The following is a 25,754-nucleotide window of genomic DNA, read 5'->3' on the forward strand; positions in this document are numbered from 1 at the left end:
GGGCCTACTGGTCTGTATCTTATTCTCTTTGCCCCTGTTCTAGCTGGCATTGTCGGAAAATATTCATTCTAGCACCATAGATATGGTAACGACACCTTGTGTATTGCTTTAGAATCGCTTCTCATCTATACTTACCCTAAATAGAGAAGAAGGAAAGAAAAGGTACAGCAGCCAAAACTTCCTCGCATTCACAATGATGCTCTTGTCGCGACGCTCCTCACGGCGAGCGCTACGACTGGCTGGTTGGACTGGATTCATGGCGAACTATGGTTATTCCCTCACGGTCTGCTTCGTCTCCCGCTTAATCTCGCAACAACCTTTCTGCATGGAACAGGCCCAACCGTCAACCAAAAACAACGACCGCAACGCTCTTTCGATCAGGCAACCTTCCAGGCCCTCCTGGCATCGCCGAAAAATGTGTGGGTTCCACGTGAATTGCTTCAAAGAGCGTACTTACATCATGGGATCAGCACTGATCGACTCCATTTGCTCATCGAAAACCATCACGCTGTCACGTTCCTTTGGTTCCCTCACGATGGAGCACTCCCACTTCTTCAAGCTATACTCACCGAGTGGCTTGGGAGTGAATTGATCCTCGACTGACAAATCCTGCTCTTCAACAAAAGATGTAGCTATCATTGGGGGTCAGCCACACACAATGATCAGTCTCTTTGTGGCGGACCCCTTTGGTTGGACTCTCGCGTCCAAGGATGTGATATAGATTAAAGGGAACACCTGCAACTCTGAAAGAGGGAATAGCTTGTTATGCCTCACAAAGATGAAAGCTGGGAACTCAGCCATAACTGGGAAAAGATCCCTTCACTACCTACAACAGGGCTCACCTCTTTGGCGTATGTGGTAGGGGTTGGGTCTGATCTTGGCAAACAGAAGAAACTGAACGAAGATAGCCTTTTTGCGGCTCAGAGCATCGGGGATAGAGATACCTTACCGTTGTCCTTTGGCTTGTTTGTGCTTGCTGACGGGATGGGAGCATATGCCGATGGGCAAGATGCGAGCAGCAGTGCAATCCAGACAATGGTTGACTTTATCTGGCCACAGGTTGTCAGAAGCACTACATTTCGGCCGGAAGACTGGGTCACGTTGTTGGCTGAAGCAGTCCAACTCGCGAACAAAGTGGTCTATCAGCAGAATATCCCTCTGCAAGCTAGAGATGTGGATTTCAGTGTGATGACGACCGTTACCGCTGCAATGGTTGTTGGTTCAACTGCCTACGTTGCGAACGTCGGAGATAGCCGCACCTATCTCTATCGTGCCAGTGAAGGACTTAAAAAGGTCACGACTGATCATTTGTGGGTTGCTCGTCAGATTGAGGCAGGAATCCTCAAACCTGACGACTTATATACCCATCCACACCGCAATGTGATTGAGCGTGTCCTGGGCTGGAAATTGCCCGTGGAGGTTGATCTATTTACTGTACAATTACACCCCGGCGATACGGTATTGCTTTGTTCGGATGGCCTGTGGAACATGGTACGTGATTCTAAAATTGAAGACATTCTCTGTTATACACTTCCCGATCCATCTCATGCCGCTGAAGCGTTGATCCAATCCACGCTGAATGGTGGTGGCAAGGATAATGTCAGCGTGATTGTAGTCTCGATGTTAGAGGCATCAAACCAGACACTTGTGCCCAGCGTACAGTTCTTCGCCAGACCCGATAGTCTCCACACACCACAAGCCTAGCATCTGAGATAGGGTGATTACCATCGCCGAAATTGTGCCATCATCTCTTCGAAGAAATCTCCGTCCTCTTACACAATACTCGGCATGGTATCCCTTTTGTCGTCGGCTCTGCAAAGACGGCGAGTTCTTGCCAGAAAGCAGCGAAAGTGGGATCTATGCGTCTCAGAATCGCTTGCTTCTGCGTCACTTGGCGAGAGACCCATCTTGAAGCCTTTATATGCAGTCTCTAGTCAGGCAGCGACTTCGCCAGAGAGATGAGTTGTTTTCTAGTATCCTCGTCTGGCCTGTCGATGTCACCCCAAGGCCCTGGCGGCAGATCGGCAACTCCGAAAAGTTTCTGGCAAAGCAGAGATGCCTCCCACCATTCGCCTGGCTCGCTATCACTGGAAACCTCAATCTCAGGAAAGTAGTAAACCAGACGTATAAGGGCCGCCTTGGCAACGATATCGTGCGGATCACCAACCAGGTTCCAAAAGTAGTAGCCTTCCTGAAGAAGATCCTCCACCCTGAGGGAGAATGCGTCGCCATGATCATATATTGCAATGTCTATGTTGAAGGCAACCTCAATCTTTGTAACTATGGGTTCTCCTGTGCCGTCAGGTCCTCGAATGGGAATGGGTTCCGTCCCTCCTTGTTCCATTGCCAGAAGAAAATATCTACCTTTGCCAGGCAAGTTGAGCAACATAGAAATATTTGGACCGTGCCCATACAAGCTGCTGATGGTTTGCTCATAGTTATAAACTTGGGATCCTTCTTTGAGCTGCGCATCCACTTGGGTGTTTACGGGAAGTTGTTGAATAAATCGCTTATAGGCCTGCCACTGATTGGGAAGGATGAGCGGCTCCAGACAATGTTGTTCGTGGTATTTACGGAACAGGTTAGCAGAGATGAGCATTGTAGGAACACCCTCCCATGGTAATGCAAAAACACGCTGTTTTCTCCCTGCCGCAACGTAGCGAGGGAGGTAGTCGAGCACTGTTTGCACATCTCGGCTCCATGTAGAAAATTGCTCTAGGCGCTTGATTGACGATGTCACCGTAATGGAATGGACAACAGACATACCATGCTCTTTTCTTCGGTTATGGCACCATTTTTATTGGCTAAATACTATCAGCACAGCCTCTTTTTGCCCATCCAGGTGGATTATTTGCTTTAAGGCGTTTCGCCTCTGCCTCTTACATTGTCCTCAAATAGGCAAGAATCGCCTGGGAGCCTTGGGCAATGATCTTCGGCGGTGGTGTCTGTAATGGATTCCCATCCAGATGAAGCCGTTTTAACGACGGGAGATTCCCTAACGCCATAGGCAGAGAGCTGAGCTGATTATTGTTCACGTAAAGCCAGCTTAATGACGAGAGGGAACTGAGCTCCATAGGCAGAGTATTCAGTTGGTTACCATCTAAATGGAGCTGTTTTAATGACGAGACATGATCTATCTCTTTCGCCAGCGTGCCGAGTTGGTTATGGGATAAACGGAGTATTCGTAGGTCAGGGAGCTTGACGATTCCCATAGGCAAAGTACGAAACTGGTTGTGACTTAGATTCAGGAGGCGCAAAGCAGAGAGGTTACCAATTTCCGCAGGAAGACTTTGCAACTGGTTGTTGTCTAGATCAAGAAATTGCAACTCAGAGAGCTTGCCAATTTCCATAGGTAGAGTATTGAACTGATTGTGGCCTAAATCAAGCGAGCAGAGATGACAAAGGTTCCATAGCGGCTCTGGCAGCGTGCGAAGTTGGTTATGCTCCAGGTGAAGCCATTGTAATGAGGAGAGCCGACCCACATCTTCAGGCAAGGAGCGAAACTGGTTATGACTCAGGTAAAGCGATTTTAGACCCTTAACGTTCCACACTTGCTCAGGCAAAGAACTGAGTTGGTTGTGCTCCAGGTCCAGCCGTTGCAACGAAGAGAGCCTGCCCACATCAGCAGGAAGGGAACTGAGCTGATTATGGCTCAGGTAAAGATCCTGCAATGTTGAGAATTGCCATACTTCCGAGGGAATCTGCGTCAAATCGTAATCGCAGAGATGCAGTTCAATTACACGCCCGTATTGATCATATTGACACCGCTTATTCTTACTCAGATAATAGTGAATGTGACATTGCGTATCAGGGTCCCAATCTCTCAACTGCCGTTGAAGCTGTTTCACCAGCCTCTGTCGTTGCAATTGCCCCATGACCTGCCGATTCGATTTCATCGCCGTTCTTCGTCTCCATTCGCGTATTTCCCCCATTCTAGCTGATCAGCTTTCTTCTGTATAGACAAAATGCATAGTGAATTGCTCTGACCTCGTAAAAGTAACATGCTCGCAGAGAGAGCTTCTAGAGCGGAAAAGTTGCTTACGGCAAGCGTATGTGCATCGCAATAGACCTGGAAAAGGCCACCTATCGTTCTCTTTAGAATGAGCCAGACGACGTTTGTCCCTCGACACGTTCTTCTTCACAATTTATCCACACCCCTTTTGGATAAGTTCGTGGTTCTCTGTAATTACCGGTGTTCATTAACAGGCTCTTGTCCACTTTGGGGCTTACTAGTTGCGTTTTCGGTACGTGAGTTTTGCGCCATAAGAATCTTGTTGAGATGAAATTAGCCGAAAAACATATCACATCTGTTTTGTGCGATACTAAGACCAGGACGAGGTCAGATGAGAACCATTTGTTTCGCCAGCGAAGGAGAAACCTCATGTCAACCATCCTCAACGATTCTACGCCATTGGAGCGCTACGGACACAACCTGACTGAGCTTGCGAAACTCGGCGCTTTCTCACCTCTCAGTGGTCAAGATGCAGTGATAAATAGACTGTTTCAGGTTCTTCTGCGAGAGAACAAGTGCAATCCGGTGCTCTTAGGTTCTCATGAGGCCGGACGGTGGGCAGCCCTGATAGAAGTAACTCGTCGGATGGCCATAGGCGATGCACCTGATCTTTTACCCGACAAGCAGGTGATTGTGCTAGATTACGAAGCGTTGCTCGCTGGCCTCCCTGAGCATATTTTCCGTCCCAGAGTGGTGAAATCATACTCTTTCGATGCATTGATCCATGCAAAGCCGGGGTCGGAAGAAAGGGCGTTCCTGGAACGGCTACGCGGTCAGCCCTCTCTGGAGGAAAAAGATACCCCCACGAAACGACTCCAGTTGCTCTTCACTGCAATGCATCAAGCTGCTGGTTCTTTCCTGTTGTTGGTCGATCATTTTCATCGCATCGTTGGAGGCGAATGGGATCGCTACCCGATTGATGTGGCTCCATTGTTGAAGCCGATGCTAGCACGCCGCCAGATCCAATTGATAGGTGCTTGCACGCTGGAACACTATCGCCAACATATTGAGCGGGATGCCGCCATCCAACGCCGCTGCCAGGAAATTTGCATGCCAGAAGTCAAAGACCATCCTTGACGAAGTGATTGCGCAAAACTCCTGTCCCGAAAGCGCAGAATTTACCTACAATCTTCATTCATCACTCGCTGATAAAGAAACCGGAGGACAGAAACTCTGTCAATTCACATGAAGGGAGATCCCTTTAGAGAAGATTGAGAATATACCACCCATGCGCTCGCTGACCATGCCGCTCTCCCCTCCTGTCCATTTGCTCACCATTGATGGGATGCCAAAACTGATGGCGGGAGGAGATCCTCAGCACGCGCGGATGTTGCTCGGGCCTCACTTTGTTGGTCCTAGCGCCGATCTGGCGCCCGTCACACTCACCTTCTCAGGTGATATGCACCACCCAGACCTGGTTGTGACCGTCAGCAATCTTCAAGTGATGTTTCATAATACCGGCAGCAACTATGAACCAATGCGATGAAGCCTGCGAGTGTTCTCATGCTCGCTCGCTTCGTTCTCCTATGTGCATCAGGTCCTCAAGCAACATGGCGATGCTGTCCTTCCCACCACTCACAGAGACGACAACCCGTGTCGGTTGTCGCTAGCCAGCCATATATTTATTCATCCTGGATAGAGAGGTCCATTGTCTCACCTCAAAAAAACCTCACAGCAGGTGCTATAAGGGCTAGTAAGTGAAATCAACAACGGATAAACTAGGAGGAGCAAGAGATGAAAGGAGCACAGCATGAAAAACATGTGGTGCTGGCGCTGTCAACAAGAAGTTCCCATGTTAGATGAGGAGGAATACAACACGATGTACACGTTGTATGGTGAATGTTTCCTGCGTGCCAGCAAGGAGAGAAAAGAACGCTCTCGCCATGAACATCTTCCACTGCCAGATTACTTTCTCCCTGTGAGCAAAGAGTACGAGCGCATGACTGGTATGAAAGATATTCACCCAAACGTTGTTCTGCATCATCGCATCGCTACCTATGGGGCACCTTGCCCTCGATGTAGCAAACCACTATGCACACCTATAGCGCGTTTTTGTGCTGCTTGTGGAGAAGTAGTCAATTAAAAACCTCTCCACAAGAGGTATACACATCTCCGTATTTCCGCCATCTTCTGATCCCAGGCGGCATAGGTGGTCATGTACCCAGCTATGGCGGCCTCCGCCCGTTCCTTGTTCTTCACTCGTCGTGGCTCTCGCACTAATGGCTCCAACCGGTTTAGCTCTCTATCGCCGTAGCGATCAAAAGCCCGCTGTATCTTTTCCCAGGTGGGATGAGTCGGCCAGCGCGTTCTATTTTTCGTCTGGCCTGGTCGCACCATGCGCAACCACTCTTCTGTACAGTAGGCCCATAACCGCTTGACGTTGTGTAGTGTGTCATAGACATCATCCAGGCCCATCTCTCTAAGTACTTCGCGTTCCAGGGAGAACTCCACGCGCCAGACCTCTTCACCAGGTTCCCAGCTACGCTTCTCCCAGACGATTTCAAACCATTTTTTGTCTGAGTGCTTAATCTCTTTGGACTTGTTGTAGACTTTGCAGCTGACGGGGCAACCGTGGCCGCTAAAGTTGACCGTCTCCAACTTGCGACCCTTGTAGACTGCCTGATCTTTCTGAGATTCGCCTATAGGGCGTTTCCTGAGTGCGTGGAAAATGAAGACGCGCTCCCACTCTGTTGGAAGCTTCAGGCCTACCAGGTCGACACAAGCATCAATCTGAGCTACGTCCCACGAGTTGTGCAACGAGTTGGTCAAGGAGAGGAAGAGAGCAGAAAGTAATGGGCAGACCGAAGGCCACGTGACCCGTTTGAAGCTGGTTAAGCGTGAAATGTATGGCCGAGCTAAGTTTGACGTACTCCGTTTGCGCGTGATTCATGCCGCCTGAATCTCACATAGGCACTTTGTGTTAACGTTTCTGGCAACGCTCTTGAATAGATTGAATGGCTCTTACGGCAGAAGCACTGACTTTGTTTGCACCTGCATACCCCGTATCGTTTTGCTGTATCCAGCACAACGCAGGTAACGCGCGCTCATCGCCACGTTGGCCTAACATACTAGCGGCAGCAGCACGAACGCGACCATCTGGATCACTCAACACGTCAAGCAGTATATCAAAAAGGCGTTCGTCTTGTAGCTTTCCCAAAACAAGTACAATCGCATTGCGTACTCTGGGCTCTTGATCCTTAAGGGCATCGACAAGGAGAGCAAATACCGATTGGCCGCCTAGCTGACCTAAGGCAGAGATGGCACGAACTCGGACAGACCATTCTGCATCGGCGAGCAGAGCGGTAAGTGGCCCAATGGCATGTTCGTCACCAATCTGTGCCAAAGCTGCTGCTGCACGTCCTCGAACGATGCTTGCTTCATCTTGTAAAGCCTTGATAAGAGGATCAACGGCTCGTGGATCACGCAGCGTTCCTAATGCCTCAATAACTCCTTGTCGTACAGTGTCATCTTCATCCGAGAGTGCGTTTAGGAGAGCACCAAGAGATGGCTCTCCGATGGCAGCCAGGGCAGCTGATGCCTTTTGCCACGCCGTAAACGTTTCTGTGTCATTCCAGTCATGCCGAAAGACATTGATAAGTGGCTCAATGGCCCGTGGATCACCAATGTGACCAAGTGCTTTGGCTGCTTCTTGAGCGGCGTGAACATGGTCGCTAGCGAGAATATCAATCAGCAGATTGATAGCCCGTGGATCACCAATACCGCCCAGGGCTCGCACAGCCTCAGGCAAGTAGTGGTAACCGAACCGTGCGTTGCAGATCGCATCTATGAGTGGCAAGACCGCTGGCTTACCGAGCTGGATCAATGCGTCCGCAGCTTCGGTCCGAGTCCGCCACACCTGAGCACTCAATGCGTTGATAAGACTTTCGATTGTCTGTTCTTTCGCTGGTTGCTCCATATCCTTCTCGCTTCCCTGGCATAGATGTAGCCCCTTGTGAGCTCTTATCGCCTCATTCTAAGCTAACGCTTCTGGTTCGTCAATGAACTCTTAGCCTCTCAAAAGTGCGTTTGAGCCACAGTTTATTGAGTCATCCAAACCGGGACAATTACAACCCGGTAGGAAAGGGCCTTGCCCAGCTGCTGTCTGAAGTCGCCTTTCTGTATAGCTGCCAGGTCATCTGGCAAGGCAGTGTAGAGGCCTGACAAAGTCCCATTTTCGTCTTCGCTGGTCGAGCCTGCCTTGAAATCCCGGGCGAGCAATGACGCCAGGATCTGGCTGTGCTGATAATACGCGTACCAGGCATGCAACAAGGCCACCCACTGTAAAGTGCCTTCGTTCTGAGCAGAGATGCTCTTCCTTCCCCTTTACTTCAGGTATTCTTCCCAATCGGGTCAATTACAGATGAGCGAGAGAATAGGTAGGCGGCACTGCCTCTCAGCCACGCCTTTGCTTAGTGATATATACTATGGCCAAAGCTTTTTGTCCACAGAGCACTTTTTCTTGAACGAGCCCACATTGGCATGCCACATAGATGTGGAGGAGTAACAAGATGAAACCCAGCATTGATCAGACTATCTTTGGCTCAATTACCATTGAAGGAACCGTCTTCGCGCACGATGTGATGATCAGGCAGAGTGGCCAGGTAAAAAAGCGGAAGAAAAAATTATCTAAGGCCCTCTATGGTACATCGCACATACTTTCTCAAGACGAGGCGAAATACATCTATGAAAAAGGGACGAAACGGCTCATCATTGGCACGGGACAGTTTGGCAATGTCAGACTTTCTGATGAGGCAACTGAGTATTTCCAGCAAAAACAATGCCAGGTGGATTTGTTACCCACACCCCAGGCAATCCAAACCTGGAATGAGGCCACCGGCACAGTCATCGGTCTGTTCCATGTCACCTGTTAAGTACAAAGCGCTTTTTCAGTAATAGCTGTGTTTGACACTCCCCCGGATACATCCAGGGGGATTCTTCCTTGACCACAAGCGGTCCGCTTAATGGCGCGGTGCCAGTCTGCTGTACACGCTGCCCTGGGAGTGACATCAGGACTGGTTGAGGCGCTGAGCCATCCTGATTGACCGGATTGTACAGCGGATGCATTTGGGAGACTGTTGCGATATCCTGCGGGAGCGTGTTGGGCAAGCGTTGGATGGGTGCGCCCAACTGTTGCTGTTCGCCAGACGTCAATTCGATTTCCAACTGGAAATTCCCGCTGGTCACCTGCACCTGTCCCTGCTGCGCTTGTCCCAGATTGTTCGTCAGCAGCAGCATGATCAGGAAGGTGATGCTGCTTAAGAGGGTGACGGTGACTCTGGCACGAAAACGAAAAGTCAGCGGATACGCCATGCTCATGCGACTGAGCGGGGCGAGACTGCGCGAGCGTTTCAATACGAAAGAGAGCAAGGCCGCCACAAGATCCAGGTTGGTCATCACCACGATCACACAGCCCCCGATCTGTAACAGAAGGCTCAGGAGGATTGGTTCCAGCCCCACGGTCGTGTTGTCAAAGGTGGTATTCGGCAGGGAGGCCAGAGCTGAGAACAGGGCATTGCTACCCACCTGCATCCCGTACACCACCCAGCTCACGCCTATCCAACTCCATCCCAGTCGCTGGAAGAGTGCTCGCCACGGTTGTCCACTCCTGGGTCCCTGACCTGCCCAGGCCACGAGAAGACCGCCACTGGTGAGAAGCAAAACGGTCCCTCCCTCATGCATCCACGCCGGATCGGACACGAGCAAAACGAGGCCACAGAGCAAGCAGAGAGGACCACACCGGAATGCTTCCCAGAAGAGCTTCCCCACTGTCTCAAGAGAGCGGGTGAAGCACAGGGCCAGCTTTTCTGGAAGAGGCTGACCAGAGGCATCGCACGGTTTCTGCCAGAGCGCGCGTAACAGATCAGAGAGGGAGACGTGGGCCTTCGCGAAATCATCCAGATTACGGATTGCCGCGACAATATTCAGCCGACTGATCCAGAACGCGGCCAGACCCGCGACTCCTGCTGTGGCAAGCACGCTCAGACAGCCGGCGCTGAGCAGACTCTGCCAACTCACCTGGAGATGAAGTGGCACATGGAAGGCACTGGAGGCGATGACATCTGGTCCCAGATTGACCGTCGGCAGCTGTCCCAACGCCCACAGTTCCAACGCCACAGTCCCCACACCCAATGGCACGCCAAGCAGTGCGGCCAGCACACCATATCCGAATGCTTCCAGGAGAAAGAGCTGGACCAGATGCTGCCTTTGCAACCCCAGCGCTCGGCTGATCCCCAATTCGCCCCTGCGTTCAGTGGCGAGCAGCAGGCAAAGCAGGACCAGGAAGACCATCCCAGCGCCAATGAGCAGCCAGGTAAAAGCAGGGAGAAGCAGCGCGTATTCTCGGCCCGCAGGCGAATTGTCAAGCGCGAGGCCAGAGGTGAAAGGCACTTCATTCAACGCCCCCACGATCGCCGAGCGTAATGGGTGAATGTACGTGGTGTCGAATTGCGTCGTGCCCGGAATATGGATGCGGGGATCAAGAGGTGCGACCTGAAAGAGCTGCTGCAAAAGGTTCAGAATCACCTGGCTCGATCCCTGAGTCGTATTGCTGATACAGAGTATATTGGGCGCAATGGGCTGATGTAATCCCTGTTCGTACATCTGTTGAAACGTGGCCAGAGGAAGCAGAATTTCAGGAAAGGGGGCATTACTCAGCAACTCACCCGAGGTCACAACAATATCGGTTGAGAGAATATGACTGACCTTGCTAGAAAGCGCGCCGACTTCGGTCTGGATGCTCAACGTGTCCCCAGGGCGCACATCCATGATTTTTGCCACCGTAGCACTCACCATGATGTCATCAGCCCGCAGGTCCGCGAAATGAACGACGTGTCCTTGCTGGTCGGTGACTGGTCCGTAGACCTGATCGAAGGAGGGTGGCAGACCATAGATATCCAGACGGGTTTGGGTGAGCAAGGTCCGCTCATTCGTCACATCTGCACCGTGCCGGAGCAGCAGAACGCCGGCAGTTGCTCGGACCCCTGGTTGCTGTTTGAGGCGGGCGCTGGCTGTTGCAAACTGGTCAACGGAGAAATGACCGCTCACCGCTTCATCGACTTGTCCCAGTTGTGCCAGACGATACGTTTTCTCCGAGCCGGTAAAGCTATCGGAGAGGCCCAATGAGGCAGTGATAAAGATGGTGGAGAGCATCAGCCCACACAACAGAATCACACTCTGGCTGGGACGGCGGACCATATTGCGCAGGCTCATGCGCAAGAACACCAGACGGCTCAGCCCCACGACCAGCAAGAGGAATCCGGATGTCGCCAGCAGGAGCGCCAGGGCGATGGCGTCCGGGGCAAGACCAGAAAAGAGCGCGCTCATCGTTGCACCTGCTTTCCGGAAGTTTCCTGTTCATTCCCAGGACAAGTATCCACGGGTTGGTCCGTTTCGATCAGCCCATCTCGCATCGTAATCAGACGCCCGGCCTGTTGGGCAATATCCGGCGCATGGGTGACCCAGACAAAGGTCAGACCCTCTTCCCGGTTCAGGTGCAGCATCAGGTCAAGAATCCCCTGGCTCGTCTGGCTATCAAGCGCCCCCGTCGGTTCATCTGCCCAGACCAATGAGGGATGCGTTGCCAGGGCGCGCGCAATGGCGATGCGCTGGCGTTGTCCTCCGCTCAACTCCGCTGGACGATGGTGGGCGCGATCACGCATGCCCACGCGCTCAATACTTGCCCATGCCCGCTTACGCGCCTCATGCGCGGAGACGCCGCTCACCAGCATGGGCAACTCGACATTTTCGACTCCGTTTAACACCGGAAGTAAATTATATGCCTGGAAGATAAAGCCCATCTCGCGCGCTCGGAAGGCCGTCAGAGCGCGGTCCGAGAGGCCATGCAGATCCTGGCCTGCAATCCTGACTGTGCCGGAGGAAATGCTATCTAGCCCGCTCAAACAGTTGAGCAAGGTGGTCTTTCCACAGCCGCTGGGACCCATGATTGCCACCACTTCTCCAGGTTCAATGTACAGGGTGATGCCGCGGAGCGCCTGGACCGTGGTTTCTCCGAGACGATACTCCTTCGAGACGCTGCTTGCCTCAATCAGTGCCGTGCCGGAAACCATGCGTGGTGATGCCGCCTGATGAGATGGTTTCATATTGCCCATTCCTAATTCCTCTCCTTTATCGTGAGGAGAACGAGAAGACGAAAAACGCTGCCTACGAACTTCTTGCTCCCATGCATCACCATATCCTCTGGTCATTGATCTCCACATCGTGCGTTTGGGCAGACACCAGCTGTTTTTGGGGAAGCGGCGCAATCTGCCCAAAAGGGCAGAAAGGGAAGGAGTTTTTGCCCTTGCGGGTCGTGCCTGAACGGACGCTCTCTTCTGGTGGCTGTGTGTGTTATACTGGCGATAACTGACAAGCTCTTTCAAATGAGGGACGTTCAGGGCTATTTCGCGCATTGGGAAGGAGAAGTGCATGCCTGTTTCATCGCCACTTCGCACTCTCCTGCTCATTTGGGTAAGTATCGTGTATCTGTGGGGGCTGGAGGAGTGGAACCGGTTTGTGCTGCCTCTGTGTGTCACATCCGATCAAAGCTGCCAGTTCTCCCTCACCTTTTCTGCTTTTGATGTTCCAAGGACGACCGTGTTCACGCTCCTGCTGCTGTTGCTTGGAGTGACGCTCTGGTTCAGTCTTTCAGGCAAGCTGGTCCGGCCTTTCCTGTTCGTGTGCGTGCTCGCACAGATCATCCTCGTCTTTGCCGTGTATCTGCTGGCCCAGCAGGAGCCACTCACCCTCAGTTTGGCCCTGGCTCTCGCGCTAGAAATCATCACGCTTCCCAGGCTTTCTTCTGCTCAGGTGCTGCTGCTTGCTCTGGGGAGTTATCTCCTGCTGAGTATGGGAATGCTGGCTGCCCAACGCATCACTCTTGGCCCAGGCATGAAATGGCTGTGGATCGACGTCCTCCAGAATATCCCGGTGTACCTGGCGCAGTTGCTCTTCCTCACTGGCTATTTGCTGCTCTATCGGCAACTGGCCCGCTCCCACCGGCAACTCCAACTCGCCTCGACCCAGATTGAGGAACTGACGCGCCTGACGGAACGCCAGCGTCTGGCGCGTGATTTACACGACACGCTGGCCCAGGGACTTGCCGGGCTGGTCATGCAACTCGAAGTGGCCAACTCGCATCTCCTCCACAGCCGAGTCGAACGTGGACGGGAACTCGTCCAGGAAGCGCTCTCTGGCGCTCGCTCAACGCTGATCAGCGCGCGACAGGCTATTGACGATCTGCGTGAGGAAAGGAGTGCCGAAGGAAGATTGGTCGAATGTCTACAGGAAGAGGTGCATCGCTTTACCAGCACCACAGGGATGGTCTGCCAGGTTTGCCTGGCAGATTTTGCTACCTTGCCTCCATCGTTTTCCGAACCAGTCTCACGCTTCATCATGGAAGGACTCCAAAACATTGCCCATCATGCGCACGCACAGCAGGTGTGGATCGAAGTCAGACGGGAAAAGGCGCACTACGTCTTCGTAGTGCGTGACGATGGTCAGGGTTTTGACCCGGAGGCTCTGCTGCACGCACCTGGTCACGAAAACCTCGGGACTGGTCACTATGGATTGCTTGGCTTACGTGAACAGGCAGGGCTTGCTGGCGGGCAGCTTGACATTCGGAGCGCGCCAGGGCAGGGAACCACCCTCTTATTGCGCCTGGCTCTCGACAGAGGAGGAACGCATGGAAATAACAAACAAACCGCTGCGCATCCTGGTAGCTGACGATCACCTGGTGGTGCGCAAGGGTCTGCGCCTGCTCTTAGAGGAGATGGGAGAGGGCTTTACCCTGGTTGGTGAGGCGGGGGATGGGAAAGAGGCCATCCGCCTCGCAGGCGAATTGCAGCCAGATGTGGTCTTGATGGATGTCCGTATGCCAGGCATGGATGGGTTAGAAGCGATCGAACAGATTCACCGGTCCTGGCCGAAGACTGCGGTGGTCATTCTCACGACCTATACCGATGACGAAGCGCTGCTGCGCGGACTCCAGGCGGGAGCCTGTGGTTACCTGCTCAAGGAAACGAGCGCAGAAACCCTCTTTCACGCCATCCGTACGGCGGCACGAGGGGAATTGCTCCTTCAACCAGAAATCATGGCACGTATCCTTGCTCAGACCCATCGTTCGATGCCAACTCCTTCAACAGGAGCTCCTCCAGGTGATTCCACAGCGGAACTGACAGAACGTGAACGAGCCATTCTCATCGCAGTTGCCCGCGGTGAACGCAGCAAAGAAATTGCCCACCATTTTGGCGTTTCTGAACGGACAGTGAAAGCGCATCTCACCAACATCTATACCAAGTTGAATGTTGACTCCCGTGCCTCGGCAGTCGCCATCGCGCTTGAACGCGGCTTGCTGTGAGAACAGCAGCAGGCATGAGACGCGGGAACAAACGATGTTCGTCTTTTCATCTCCGCACGGCTCGCCTGGGTGAATGAAGCTGTCGTCTGAATAGCTGCGCGCCCTTTCATGGTGACGTGCGCCAGATCGGAGGTAACTCCGGGACTGGCGGGAGGTACTTTCTGAGTCTTGCCAAAAGATCTCGCGCAGTTGTAAAGAACGTTGGCCTTATGAATGCCGTCTCTGTTTGCTCGTCTCCGTCCTTCACTCATTACTCCACCTACTTACAACTGTAGAACTAGGAGGGATGGCAGCAATCTTTGCCGAGGTCGCCTTGCGTGCGGCCAAAGAACATCTCACTCACGAAGCGTACTTGTGGGAACTGGCTACTCACGAGCGAGACCTACGTATCCAGAGACGGACGACGCGGCTGTTGCGTGCCAGTGGCTTGCCTGCAGAGAAAACGTTTCGCACCTTGGACCTGGGCAAACTACCCAGCGCCATCCAGGTGCAAATGGCGCGACTCAAGAGCGGGACCTTCCTGGAGATTGCGACGAATGTGGTCGCCATCGGCAAGCCGGGTGTTGGAAAAAGTCATGCCCTGGCCGCTGTTGGCCACGAGCTAGTCACGCAGGGGCATCCAGTCCTCTGGCTCCCAACCTCAACCCTCGTCCAACGGTTGTTGGCAGCCAAACGGGACTTGCGTCTTCCCCAGGAGCTGGCCAAGCTCGACAAGTTCGCCTGTGTCATTCTCGATGATCTGGGCTACATCCAACAGGATCGCGATGAAATGGAGGTGTTGTTTACCTTTTTTAGTGAACGCTATGAACGCAAATCGATTATGCTCTCAACCAATCTCGTCTTCAGCGAATGGGAGCGGATCTTCAAACACCCGATGACGGCCTTAGCAGCTATCGACCGCATCGTGCATCATTCGGTGATCTTGGACATGATGGAGGTCGAGAGTTACCGAGCCACGGAGGCGACCATTTTTCAACAGGCTCAGGAGACAAACGCAGAAACGGCAAGTCTAAAGTAGTCGATGAGTACTAGGATAGTTGATCTTTAACAGGCACCCTTAAAGTGAAACCATTTTACCGATTCAGTCAGTCCACACAATGTCTTTTCATTCTTCAAACTCCCCACTTACGCGGGTTATTCTCAGTCATCCTCGATTCCTTCTAAAGAGAGAAGCTCAGCGAGTGTCTCATCCGCTGTCTGGCGGATATAGATATTTTCTAAACCTGGTTTAAGGCGTAGTTCTAGCAATTGTTCTATCGCTTTATCTGGTATATTCCGACGAAGCCTTCCTAAGGCTTGAATTGCTTTTAACTGAACTTGCCAATACGGCCAATGTAAAAGGCTTATTAAATCTTTGAGAGTTTGAGGAGTACCAAAACTTGAGTCAACGATGGCGTCCGCAAACATACTATTACTCAGTGAGGCTAAAATACTGCTTGATTCTCTTTTTTGAAGGACAGCGACCATTTCCTCAACTACCCCATATACTTTTTCTGAATTCTTCTGAGAAAGAAGCCGACTGGCAGTAGTACGAACGAAAGTCGACATATCTCCTAACATCTCGATAAGCATTTCTTCAGAAATATTGATCTTTAATACTTCTAGTGTTTGCAGCGCGGTGCATCTCACTTCTGCATCTGGATCATGAAGAGCTACCAGGAATGGATTAAGTGGCACACGCTCTCCTAGTTTACCCAAAATCTGAAGTGCAGTACATCTTACAGATGTATTTGTATCGTGAAGAATCTCCAGCAACGGTTCGAGAGGAACAGGCTTTCTTATATTACCTAAGGCTTCTAATGCCATGCGTTTCACTTCCTCATCTGGGTCATGAAGAGCCGATAGCAGCGGATCCAGTGGCACACGCTCTCCCAACTTACCCAGAGTTTTAAGCGCAGTGCGTCTGACATATTTATCTGAATTGTGAAGAGCTGATAGCAGTGGCTCCAGTGGAGCACGTTCTCCCAAATTGCCCAAGGCTTCTAATGCTGTGCATCTCACTCCTGAACCTGGATTATCAAGAGCGGACAGTAGCCGATCTAGTGGCGCACACTCTCCCAACTTACTCAAAATTTCTAGTGCTGCGAGTCTCACTTGCGTATCTGGATCATCAAGAGCCGACAACAGTAGGTTGAGTGGTACACGCTCTCCCAGATTGCCCAAAGCTTCCAGTGCTGCGAGTCTCACCCCCCAGGATTGATCATAGAAAGCTGCCAAGAGCGGATCCAGTGGCACACGTTCCCTCAATTTGCCTAAAGCTTCTAGCGCAATACGTCTCACCCCTGCATCTGGGTCATCAAGAGCCGACAGCAACGGATCCAGTGGCACACGCTCTCCTAGTTCACCCAAGACTTCTAATGCAGTACGCCTCACTTCCGCATCCGGGTCATGAAGAGCTGCCAGCAGCGGATCCAGTGGTACACGCTCTCCTAGCTTGCCTAGAATCTTGGGTACATTGTGCCTTATTGTCCAATCTGGATCACGAAGAGCCGACAGCAACGGATCCAGTAGCACATGTTCTCCCCGATTGCCTAAGGCTTTTAATGCAACGCGTCTCACTTGCGTATCTGGATCATCAAGAGCCGACAGCAGCAGCTCTTGTGGTACACGCTCCCCCAGATTGCCTAAAGCTTCTAGTGCTGCGTATCTGACACGCTTATCTGGATTATGGAGTGCTCTCAGCAACACATCCAGTGGCACACGCTCTCCTAGCATACCTAGAATCTCAAGTGCAGCACAATAGACAATTGGATTATCCACTATGTGGCTTTGTAAATACCAGTCTAACGTCAATTCTCTTTGTAGCTGCATGAGACTTCGTGCTGCAGTACGTTTGACAGTCTCATCAGAATCGTGCAGAGCCACCAAAAGCGGTTCTAGTGGCACACGATCTCCTAACATACCTAAGATTTTAAGTGCAGTACTCCTAACATATTGATTTGGATCGTGCAGAGCCGATAAAAGCGGATCCAGCGGCACATGCTCTCCCAAATTGCTTAAGGCTTCTAGCGCTGCACGCCTCACTCCCTCATCTGGATCATCAAGAGTCAACAACACCGGGTCCAGTGGCACACGTTCACCCTGTTTACTCAAGGCTTTTAGTGCTGCACGCCTTACTCCCTCATCTGGATCACTGAGAGCCAACAGCAACGGATCCAGTAGTACACGCTCTCCTAGCTTGCCCAGGGCTTCTAATGCAGCGCACCTAACTCCCTCATCTGGATCACTAAGTGCTGACAGCAACAGGTCCAATGGCACACGCTCTCCTAGATTGCCCAGGGCTTCTAGTGCAGTGCGTCTCACTTCCTCATCTGGGTCATCAAGTGCCGCCAAAAGCGGATCCAATGGCACACGCTCTCCTAGATTGCCCAGAGCTTCAAGCGCTGCACTTCTCACTTCCACACTCGGGTCATCAAGAACTGCCAAAATAGGATCCAATGGCACACGTTTCCCCAATTTACCAAGAATCTCAAGTACAGCACATCTCACTTCCTCATCTGGGTCATCAAGAACTGCCAGCAGCGGACTCAGTTGGGTATACTTTCCCAGATTACTTAGGACGTGGACTGCTGCATATCTGACACGCTCGTTTGGAGCATAGAGGGTTGCCAGTAGGGAAGCCTGAGGGACTCTATCCCCTAGCTTGCTCAAAAGCTCAACAACAGCGCCTCTTACAATTTTGTTTGAATCGTGGAGAGCTGCCAGCAAAGGTTCAACAGGTACACGTTCACTCTGTCTACCTAAGGTTTCAACAGCTAACCATCTTATAGGCGCATCTGGATCATCAAGAGCTGCTAGCAGGTGATCGACAGGTACACGCTCACCCAATTGGCTTAAAGCCAAAATACTAGCCTTTCTAACGCTCTCATCAATGTCGTGAAAAGCTTCTAACAAGAGCACGACAGACGCACGATTGCCCATTTCGCCCAAAGCGCTTACCGCGGCCCTTCTCAGGGAGGCATACTTATCGTGAAGAACGCGCTCCAAAAGTTCAATCGGGAAGTCTGTACCTAAACTCAATAATGCTTGGGCTCTTGAAATGTTTTGTTGGTCAAGTGCTTTGGAAAGTTCATCTGTGAAGAAGACTCTTAAGAAGTCACTTGCTTCCCCTCGAAAGAAATCTATATTGGGAATCAGCTCCTTAAATTTTTCGGTCCTTCTATGAAAGGGTCCTTCTTTCAATTGCAAAGATGCCTGTATCCAATACCATAAGAGTTCCTTCTCTAAAGAAAGTGTCTGTGGTTGTCGCCATTCGTCTATAAGCGCGACGTCATTCAATGTTTTTAGGGCTAATTTCAAGCTTAATAAACCTGGATCTCCTATAGTTGTCACATGTTCCTGCGACAACATTTTCAGCCAATGAGTTGCCTCCGTAACACCCCTTTTCGACGAGATAACGAGTACTTCCACAAAAAGCTTCAATACTTCAGCCCACCGACTATATCTTCGCTTGCTCCAAAGATAATCCCAGATTTGCTGTTGACTTGTGCCATTTGTGTATAAAATACGGCGGCTTAATTCAGTAGCGGCAAGATACTCCTGAAATGTTTGGTGCCGAAACCCATAGGTATCACGAGCGACAATATCAAGTATTCCAGATGACATCATTCGCTGAGAAATATCTTCAATTTCGTGCCAGTTTTTTTGCTGCTCATCTTTGAAATAGGCCAATACATCATCACTGGTAAATGTACGACCTTTATGCTGGTGTAGCCAGAGAGCGAATCCAGCTAGCTCACGTAGTATATGTTTTCTATTAAAACTATGCGGCTCTCGGAATGCAATAATTGCATCTATTACTTCCTGATATAACTTTGCGCGACTCCCCGGTAGCCCTCCCGCTTTGATGTACACAATACTCGCCAAGCTGAAAAGCAAAGGATTTTCGCCCCAAGCCTTCGTTTGGGGATGGGCATCGAGTTCCTCAACAAAGTGTTTAGGTGAAGGAACAAATGTCTCGAGCGTCGCAAGTGTACTTTGAAGAAGGGGAAATAGCTTTGAGGCTAATTCAATGCACAGTTGAGAGGTCATTGGCAATAATTCCCACTCTGAAAATAACCCTTGCTTAAACTGTCCTCCTTTATATTCTGTGAAGCGAGAGCCAATGATCCACGTATTACCAGCTTTTGCTGAGAGTCCATGAATAATATTGAACATTCTGTTTCGCTGGTCAGGTGCAACTTCATCCAGACTATCTAAAGCCACAAAAACCCTTCCCTGCTCAAGTTCTTCCCAGAGTGTTGTCGCAAAGCTTCGCTCTATTCCCATATCTTCCACAAGAAAAACAAGATACTCGGGAAATGTTTTTTCCGTTCGAGCAAGATCAGCAAGAGAAAGAAAAATAGGAAGATGCTCATCAGACATTACAAGGGCTTTTTTGGCTTGGCGCCCAATGAGATACTTCAATGTTGTTGTTTTGCCGGTTCCAGGCCCACCAAGAACTACGATTCGTCCATGCTGACTTTGCTGGAGTGCAGACTCCGCACATTCAGCAATCCCATGCTCTTTTTCGTCTCCTTTGAAATCTAAAGCACCATGCTGTTCCAACCAATCCTCACCTAGAAGAAGACGGCGGCTAGCATGCTCTAGGTCTCCTGCCACGAGTGGGTCTGAACGGAGCCAAAGGGGCTGAAAGAGAGCGGGTAGGGGAAGTCCTTCTGCTGGGCCAATAGGAAGAGCCAAGGTGCTATAGCGTTGATAAACAGCTTCCAGGTACTTCCGTCGCGTTTCATTTCTCTTCTGCAAGATAGGCTGACTAGTACGAGGAAGGTCAGTGAGCCAGATTTCACTGCCACTTCCACTTTCCAGTTCACTGACAAGGATAGGAGGTGGTAAGGGCTTCGATTGGCACATCGTTGTATTCACATACTCAAGCGCATTGGGAAGCCATTTCCAAATATCATGAAATGACAGCGTTCTGGCATGCCTATCTGAAGTGACTTCCTCAAAATGAGTGGTACAGGCAGCCCGAAGTGCCCAGGAAAGGAAGCCAGATCCACCATCAAGGTCATCAAATTCACGGGTTCGTTCTTTGCGGGCACATGCCGAAAGAATGATCGTAGCGCTCCCTTTCATTTCTTCATTAAGGACGCCACGAATATCATGTTCACTCTTGCCAAGCGCTCCTCCTGAAGCGCCTGCTGCATGACAGCAATCGAGAATGAGCAGTTTGTTGCGTGCTTTACACCGACGCAGCATGGTTTTGAGAGTGGTAATCTCCAGGGCTGAGGAGAAGATATCATCAAGATTCGTTTCATTACATAATAAATACAGCTGTTCATCAAAAATGGCATGTCCAGAGAAATGCACCAACAATAGATCTGAGGGGTTGCATTGATCAATTATAGCTTTAAAGCTTCCTAAAGCACTCTGGCGCGTATGAGCGATAACAGGTACTGCCTCAGCAAAGTGGCAGGGATTTGGAGTCTTTAGGGCTTCAGCCAGACGAAGGACATCCTCCTCAGCATGTTTAAGACGCATCCCCTCAGGACCATTGGCCCCAATAAGATAGGCATACCGTTTTTGACTCATACGTCGTTCTCTTGATCTTTCTGGAAGGTTGGTTGCTGCTCCATGTGTGGTTGGGATGGCTTAGGATAGGGGAGAGAGGCCCACGGACGCTGCTCATCATCTGCATACACGTATATGCGATGAACAGTAGTGATAGATCCATCAGGGTGATGGGTTTCAGTCGTTTCATCCGTTTTCCATTGAACCCTGCGATTTGGTGGGGTACATTGATTGAGGATACGAATAATAATGGGTGAGAGGCTTCCCACAAGTGTAGATATCGCCAGAATCACCGTTATTGCATCCCGACTACCTGAAGGTGCATCTGGATCTGGCTCAATGCGAAATTGGAGTGAAGGCAATTCTTGCTGAAGCTCTTCATATAAATTAAGATCTTGCTGCTCAAGTAACACAAGTGTTACTTCGGATAGTCTCAAAATAACCGATACTGTACCGTCCATAGTGTCCTCTTATATTCTAAATTATGTGCATTTATTAATTTAACATACAAATATATTATCATCAATGCTAACAGCCATAAGAGGCGGAAATGGGCCTGCATATAGACTGGGCACCAAAGTGCCTATCCTGCAAAAAATCTCTTTTTCAAATTTTCAGCATACCTATAATGGAAGGCAAGCAGACTTTTCTCTTACATTGATACGTATTGGACTCGACACCACACATCCCGACCATTTCCCAGAGATCTGGTGGATGACCTGATACCGGAGCCAATACCCATAGGCATGGGGATATAACGAGCATCATCAAGACCATAGAGGCGGGCGGAGGGACGGAGTTTTACGAGCGTCTCTTACGTCGTAGCTTCTATTATCAGCCGGAACAGGCATTGATACAACGTCTCCTCGCCTATGCTCGTCGTGTACCGCGTGAAGCGGCCCTGCAAGTGCTCACCAGCCAATCTATGGTCGACCTGGCGGGTGACCTGCCAAAGCTGACGATGCCCACCGTCGTCGTGCATGGGACACATGATCAGGCGCGAACAATTGCTCACGCTGAGTTCCTGGTAGAACACCTGCCACACGCTGAATTACGTCTGCTGGACGCAGGCCACACACCAATGGTGGAGGCGCCAGCCGCATATGAGCAGGCCGTGCAGCGCCTCCTTACCCTGACGCACAATTAAATCAAGTAGCAGTCAGGTAAAGGATCACAAATATTCTATCTGGCCCTTTTTATAGTTTGATATTCGCTTTTTGTGTCAAATCCAACAAAAATGGTTTTCATTATCTTCTGTGCTAGACCTGTGCATAGAAAAAGTGGTTTGCCCTCATTGGCTCCAACAGGGCATTCTTAAAAGGGTCCCTCACGCAGTGTGTCTCCTCGCCCGGAAGATAATGAAGAACCAAAAACTTCGCTCGACGCTAAGGCTTGGGAGGAACTCACTCTGGATGATTTTCAAAAAGCCAGCGTTCGTATCTCTGCTGGATTCGGTCGTCGCTCATGATATACTTGTCATGCATCCCGCATTTGCCGAACAGAGAGAGAAAAAAGAAAGAACCACGATGTATCATGCATGGTTGAGGATAATGGATGTATCTACTACGTGTAAAAAATATTTATGATGCAGGGAATGATTATTATAGGATCCATATTGAGGATCACGGTATCAATTCACACAATCGAGAAGTTCGCCAATCTGTAAAGGACGCATTTGCTACCTTGCGCAAAGCCATCAATGCCTATCGCCTCCTACCTGAGTATGCTGCGCTCTATCGTATTGATGAACGATATGTAGTGACCCCATGAAATTGGACGCTTTTTTGCCTATCCAAATCAACTCATGAGATAATAGGAACATCATTCTGCAATGATACGTCCAGAGCGCAACGAGACGGTAAATGGTCTCCAGCCACCAGGAGGGTCCCACTCGCCTTCTCCGCGTATCATATCATTTTCGACGCTTTTGATGACCACTCCATCAATTCCAAGGTCTTCCGCCCTCCATTGTAACCTGATCTCTGGATCAAAACACAGGAGTTCTGATGCTGATGCGACAAGAAGAAACGCTTCTGTCGGATAGAGGTGGTCAAAGTACCCGCGCAGAGGATAGGAATAGCGCTGCTTCGTATCAAGAGCAACGAAGTGGACCGCATCTGCAAAGCCAATCACCACCCACGTTTTCCAAATCTGCGCATCGGCAAATGCCCTGTCTTCTCCATACACATCGAACCTCATCACCTGGCTCTCCTGCTGCTCAACCAGGCAATAGCTCTCAGGCGTACCACGCCCGGATGGGACAGTTCCCAATGAGATCGGTTCTACAGCCGTCCAGGGCTCTTCAATGGTTCGCGCGAAGCGGCACGTATACATCTTGTCTTGCCTCCTTGTGGTTTCCATCCCTCATTTGCTTCGCGCTTTTCTATTTATCGATCATTCCTTCGCATTTCTTGACCGACGTTCTAGTGAATGTCTTACTCTCCAATAGCGCTGCCCTCTAACTCGGTTGTATCGATGCTTCTGTTTGATCCCCTTTTATGGGAGACGTATGGACGATCTTTGTTCCTGCTCGCATCCGAACGTAGACCATGCCTACATACACCACATCATAGATGAACGTGGCAACATAGAGGAACGGCAAGAGCACAGAATGGTGCCAGGGTGCGGAATACAAATAGAAGGCCAGCGACGCACAGGCAGTGCCAAGTAATTTGCACAAAGCGATACTCATCGATTGGCCACGTAAGGAGCGGCGACGAAAGAGCATAGTAATGAAGAGTATCGACATCATCAGATTTTGCCCAAACGCAGCATACACTCCTGAATCATGGAACTCAAGTGTGACCAGGAGCACTGCAAAGAAACTGGTGACGAGTGCCAGGCCCAACACAGTATAAAAAGCCCTCTTCGAGAGATTGAGAAATTCCCTGGGGCCATAACGGATCGTCAAGGCAAAAATGACAGCATCTAGGACGAACCAGATGAGATTGACGATGTGTTGGATAAGTTGAGGCGGAAGAAGAAACGAGAAGATAAATTCCCAGGATATATTGGCGCAGAGTGCAGCCAGGGGCATTCCATAGGAGCGGTCGCGCCAGCTACGTTGGATGATCAAAAGATAGGTAATAGTCCAGAAGAGGCCCGAACCGAGCATGAGGAGGGTAAAGTACATTTTGATATCCCTTTCGTGGGCAAACTCCGTGCATTAAGAATGCGGGTGAAGAATATTTGGAGCTATAGTGCGTAGATGAAATGGTTCTCCAGACCAAATGTTACTCAATAGTTTAGCGTGAGGAGCTTTCTCTGTCTAGATACCTCTCATGTGATGCCAGCCGGGAGAGGATATGCTCGCAATCACGCAAACGCATATATGACGCAATGAAAACGCCAATCCCAATAGGACGACTATAGGGGAATAGATCTTGCCCACCACATGTGAAAACATCCGCGGTGGATCTACTTCTAGCCAGACTGTATTCCGTTGAGTATCATCAAGCTAGAGCAACATCTGCCAATTATTTATGCTTGCCCTTTTTCTTTCTAAGCCTATATTTATGAAGAGGTTTCTCCCAGTGAGAAGGGACTTGTTTCATTCGACTCATTTCATTCTCATCCCTTTTTCGTGCTTCCTCAGCCCGTTTTTCAAAATTAAGAAGTCTATCCATCCAGATGGATTATTTTGCTTTCAGGTGTTTCGCCCCTGCCTCTTGCATTGTTCTCAAATAGGCCAGAATAGCCTTGGTGCCTTGGGCGATGATCTTCGGCGGTGGTGTCTGTAATGGATTGCCATCCAGACGAAAGCGTTTTAATGACGGGAGATCACCTAACTCCATAGGCAGAGAGCAAATTTGATTATTGTTCAGGTAAAGCGAACGTAGCGACGAGAGATTGCTTAGTTCCATCGGCAAAGAGCTGAACTGGTTGTTTTCCAAATGTAACATTCCTAGTTCAGAGAGATTCCCTATTTCTTTAGGCAGAGAGGTAAGCTGGTTGTGAGATAGGCGCAGTGTTCGTAGATCGGGGAGGTTAACTATCTCCATAGGAAGAGAGCGAAACTGATTATGGGATAGGTCAAGAAAGCGCAATGTAAAGAGATCGCCGATTTCCATAGGGAAAGAGCTGAACTGGTTGTTATCGAGCCAAAGCATGTGCAGTGAAGAGAGGTTGCCAATCTCCGCGGGGAGAGAGGTGAACTGATTATGAGATAGCCTGAGTGCCTCTAATTTTGAGAGGTGCCACACTTGCTCTGGTAACACACTGAGCTGATTGTTGCCCAAGTAAAGGGATTGCAATTCAGAGAGGCTGCCAATGTCTCCAGGCAGAGAGCAAAACTGGTTATTGCCCAGGTCGAGCAAGTGCAGATGCTGAAGGCTCCATACCTGCTCAGGTAGAGAGCTCAGTTGATTGTGATCCAATTCAAGCCATTCCAGTGAAAAAAGCCTGCCTACGTCTGAAGACAGGGTACTCAGCTGATTGTGGGTCAGGTAAAGCGATCGCAATGTTGAGAGTTGCCATACTTCCGAAGGGATCTGCGTCAAATCGCATTCGCAGAGATGCAGTTCAATCACTCGCCCATACTTGTCATATTGACATTGCCTACTATCACTCATCCAGGAGTGAACGTTGCATTGCGTATCAGGATCCCAGCCTCTCAACTGTCGTTGAAGCTGTTTCACCAGCCTCTGTCGTTGCAATTGCCCCATGACCTGCCGATTCGATTTCATCGCCGTTCTCCATCTATATTCTCGTATTTTACCCATTCTAGCTAATCAGCTTTCTTCTGTATAGATGAAGTGCTTGCTGAGTATTGGAAGAAATTGCTCAGTTGCCCTGACTTTGCAAAAAGCAACGTCTTCACAGAGACAATAGCACCGGAACGCCATTTGAACGCAAAATGATTTGCAAGCCTGGCTTTGT

22 protein-coding genes are annotated in these 25,754 nt (G+C 50.3%); 9 read left to right on the forward strand and 13 right to left on the reverse strand.

What is annotated here, in order from left to right:
* Positions 1-453 precede the first annotated feature (453 nt).
* Positions 454-606, reverse strand: coding sequence for a hypothetical protein (locus tag JMJ04_RS21340; RefSeq protein WP_201372524.1), 153 nt, complete (start codon positions 604-606; stop codon positions 454-456).
* 159 nt (positions 607-765) lie between these two features.
* Here JMJ04_RS21340 and JMJ04_RS21345 point away from each other — a divergent pair, with 159 nt between their 5' ends.
* On the forward strand, positions 766-1,704 hold the full coding sequence (locus tag JMJ04_RS21345; RefSeq protein WP_201372525.1) for a PP2C family protein-serine/threonine phosphatase: 939 nt from the start codon (positions 766-768) through the stop codon (positions 1,702-1,704).
* Positions 1,705-1,930: 226 nt separating this feature from the next.
* On the opposite strand, the gene JMJ04_RS21350 is transcribed toward JMJ04_RS21345, so the two are convergent.
* Complete coding sequence (locus JMJ04_RS21350) at positions 1,931-2,764, reverse strand: hypothetical protein (RefSeq protein WP_201372526.1); 834 nt, start codon at positions 2,762-2,764, stop codon at positions 1,931-1,933.
* Between the two features lie 115 nt (positions 2,765-2,879).
* Positions 2,880-3,896 carry a leucine-rich repeat domain-containing protein gene (locus JMJ04_RS21355; protein WP_201372527.1) on the reverse strand — a complete coding sequence of 339 codons (1,017 nt, stop codon included), beginning with the start codon at positions 3,894-3,896 and terminating at the stop codon, positions 2,880-2,882.
* A gap of 485 nt (positions 3,897-4,381) precedes the next feature.
* Between JMJ04_RS21355 and JMJ04_RS21360 the strand changes: the two genes are divergently transcribed.
* From JMJ04_RS21360 to JMJ04_RS21370, 3 genes are all read left to right on the forward strand, one after another.
* Positions 4,382-5,089 (forward strand): ATP-dependent Clp protease ATP-binding subunit, encoded by a 708-nt coding sequence (locus JMJ04_RS21360; RefSeq protein ID WP_201372528.1) that lies wholly within the window; start codon positions 4,382-4,384, stop codon positions 5,087-5,089.
* A 151-nt stretch (positions 5,090-5,240) separates the two neighbouring features.
* Positions 5,241-5,498 (forward strand): hypothetical protein, encoded by a 258-nt coding sequence (locus tag JMJ04_RS21365; RefSeq protein WP_201374534.1) that lies wholly within the window; start codon positions 5,241-5,243, stop codon positions 5,496-5,498.
* 264 nt (positions 5,499-5,762) lie between these two features.
* The gene (locus JMJ04_RS21370; protein WP_201372529.1) at positions 5,763-6,095 is read left to right on the forward strand and encodes a hypothetical protein; all 333 of its coding nucleotides are present in this window, start codon (positions 5,763-5,765) and stop codon (positions 6,093-6,095) included.
* Here the strand turns inward: JMJ04_RS21370 and JMJ04_RS21375 are convergent.
* The 3 genes from JMJ04_RS21375 to JMJ04_RS21385 form a co-directional block, all read right to left on the reverse strand.
* Positions 6,092-6,610 carry a hypothetical protein gene (locus tag JMJ04_RS21375; RefSeq protein WP_201372530.1) on the reverse strand — a complete coding sequence of 173 codons (519 nt, stop codon included), beginning with the start codon at positions 6,608-6,610 and terminating at the stop codon, positions 6,092-6,094. The two genes, JMJ04_RS21370 and JMJ04_RS21375, sit on opposite strands and share 4 nt — an antisense overlap.
* 322 nt (positions 6,611-6,932) lie before the next feature.
* Positions 6,933-7,928, reverse strand: a complete 996-nt coding sequence (locus tag JMJ04_RS21380; RefSeq protein WP_201372531.1) for a HEAT repeat domain-containing protein — start codon at positions 7,926-7,928, stop codon at positions 6,933-6,935.
* 122 nt (positions 7,929-8,050) lie between these two features.
* A complete protein-coding gene (locus tag JMJ04_RS21385) occupies positions 8,051-8,287 on the reverse strand; it encodes a hypothetical protein (RefSeq protein WP_201372532.1) in 237 nt (78 codons plus the stop codon).
* Positions 8,288-8,520: 233 nt separating this feature from the next.
* On the opposite strand from JMJ04_RS21385, the gene JMJ04_RS21390 reads away from it, so the two are divergent.
* Complete coding sequence (locus JMJ04_RS21390) at positions 8,521-8,883, forward strand: MTH938/NDUFAF3 family protein (RefSeq protein ID WP_201372533.1); 363 nt, start codon at positions 8,521-8,523, stop codon at positions 8,881-8,883.
* Here JMJ04_RS21390 and JMJ04_RS21395 read toward each other — a convergent pair.
* Positions 8,873-11,335 carry an ABC transporter permease gene (locus JMJ04_RS21395; protein ID WP_201372534.1) on the reverse strand — a complete coding sequence of 821 codons (2,463 nt, stop codon included), beginning with the start codon at positions 11,333-11,335 and terminating at the stop codon, positions 8,873-8,875. The two genes, JMJ04_RS21390 and JMJ04_RS21395, sit on opposite strands and share 11 nt — an antisense overlap.
* Positions 11,332-12,120, reverse strand: coding sequence for an ABC transporter ATP-binding protein (locus JMJ04_RS21400; RefSeq protein ID WP_201372535.1), 789 nt, complete (start codon positions 12,118-12,120; stop codon positions 11,332-11,334). Before JMJ04_RS21400 ends, JMJ04_RS21395 begins: the two co-directional genes overlap by 4 nt.
* Before the next feature lie 316 nt (positions 12,121-12,436).
* On the opposite strand from JMJ04_RS21400, the gene JMJ04_RS21405 reads away from it, so the two are divergent.
* From JMJ04_RS21405 to istB, 3 genes are all read left to right on the forward strand, one after another.
* Positions 12,437-13,732 (forward strand): sensor histidine kinase, encoded by a 1,296-nt coding sequence (locus JMJ04_RS21405; protein ID WP_201372536.1) that lies wholly within the window; start codon positions 12,437-12,439, stop codon positions 13,730-13,732.
* On the forward strand, positions 13,692-14,366 hold the full coding sequence (locus JMJ04_RS21410) for a response regulator transcription factor (protein WP_201372537.1): 675 nt from the start codon (positions 13,692-13,694) through the stop codon (positions 14,364-14,366). Before JMJ04_RS21405 ends, JMJ04_RS21410 begins: the two co-directional genes overlap by 41 nt.
* 226 nt (positions 14,367-14,592) lie before the next feature.
* Complete coding sequence (gene istB / locus JMJ04_RS21415) at positions 14,593-15,384, forward strand: IS21-like element helper ATPase IstB (RefSeq protein WP_268887364.1); 792 nt, start codon at positions 14,593-14,595, stop codon at positions 15,382-15,384.
* Between the two features lie 122 nt (positions 15,385-15,506).
* Here istB and JMJ04_RS21420 read toward each other — a convergent pair whose 3' ends face one another.
* Both JMJ04_RS21420 and JMJ04_RS21425 read right to left on the reverse strand, forming a co-directional pair.
* Positions 15,507-20,897, reverse strand: a complete 5,391-nt coding sequence (locus tag JMJ04_RS21420; protein ID WP_201372539.1) for a HEAT repeat domain-containing protein — start codon at positions 20,895-20,897, stop codon at positions 15,507-15,509.
* The gene (locus JMJ04_RS21425; protein ID WP_201372540.1) at positions 20,894-21,337 is read right to left on the reverse strand and encodes a hypothetical protein; all 444 of its coding nucleotides are present in this window, start codon (positions 21,335-21,337) and stop codon (positions 20,894-20,896) included. Before JMJ04_RS21425 ends, JMJ04_RS21420 begins: the two co-directional genes overlap by 4 nt.
* 389 nt (positions 21,338-21,726) lie before the next feature.
* Here JMJ04_RS21425 and JMJ04_RS21430 point away from each other — a divergent pair, with 389 nt between their 5' ends.
* The gene (locus tag JMJ04_RS21430; protein ID WP_201372541.1) at positions 21,727-22,023 is read left to right on the forward strand and encodes an alpha/beta fold hydrolase; all 297 of its coding nucleotides are present in this window, start codon (positions 21,727-21,729) and stop codon (positions 22,021-22,023) included.
* Between the two features lie 674 nt (positions 22,024-22,697).
* Here the strand turns inward: JMJ04_RS21430 and JMJ04_RS21435 are convergent.
* The 3 genes from JMJ04_RS21435 to JMJ04_RS21445 form a co-directional block, all read right to left on the reverse strand.
* Positions 22,698-23,210 carry a hypothetical protein gene (locus JMJ04_RS21435; protein ID WP_201372542.1) on the reverse strand — a complete coding sequence of 171 codons (513 nt, stop codon included), beginning with the start codon at positions 23,208-23,210 and terminating at the stop codon, positions 22,698-22,700.
* 124 nt (positions 23,211-23,334) lie between these two features.
* Entirely contained in the window at positions 23,335-24,009 is a 675-nt protein-coding gene (locus JMJ04_RS21440) for a transmembrane-type terpene cyclase (protein ID WP_201372543.1), read from the reverse strand.
* Positions 24,010-24,511: 502 nt separating this feature from the next.
* Positions 24,512-25,561: a leucine-rich repeat domain-containing protein gene (locus JMJ04_RS21445; RefSeq protein WP_201372544.1), complete on the reverse strand. Its 1,050-nt coding sequence runs from the start codon at positions 25,559-25,561 to the stop codon at positions 24,512-24,514.
* Positions 25,562-25,754: the final 193 nt, after the last annotated feature.

Source organism: Ktedonobacter robiniae, assembly GCF_016587375.1.
GTDB lineage: Bacteria > Chloroflexota > Ktedonobacteria > Ktedonobacterales > Ktedonobacteraceae > Ktedonobacter > Ktedonobacter robiniae.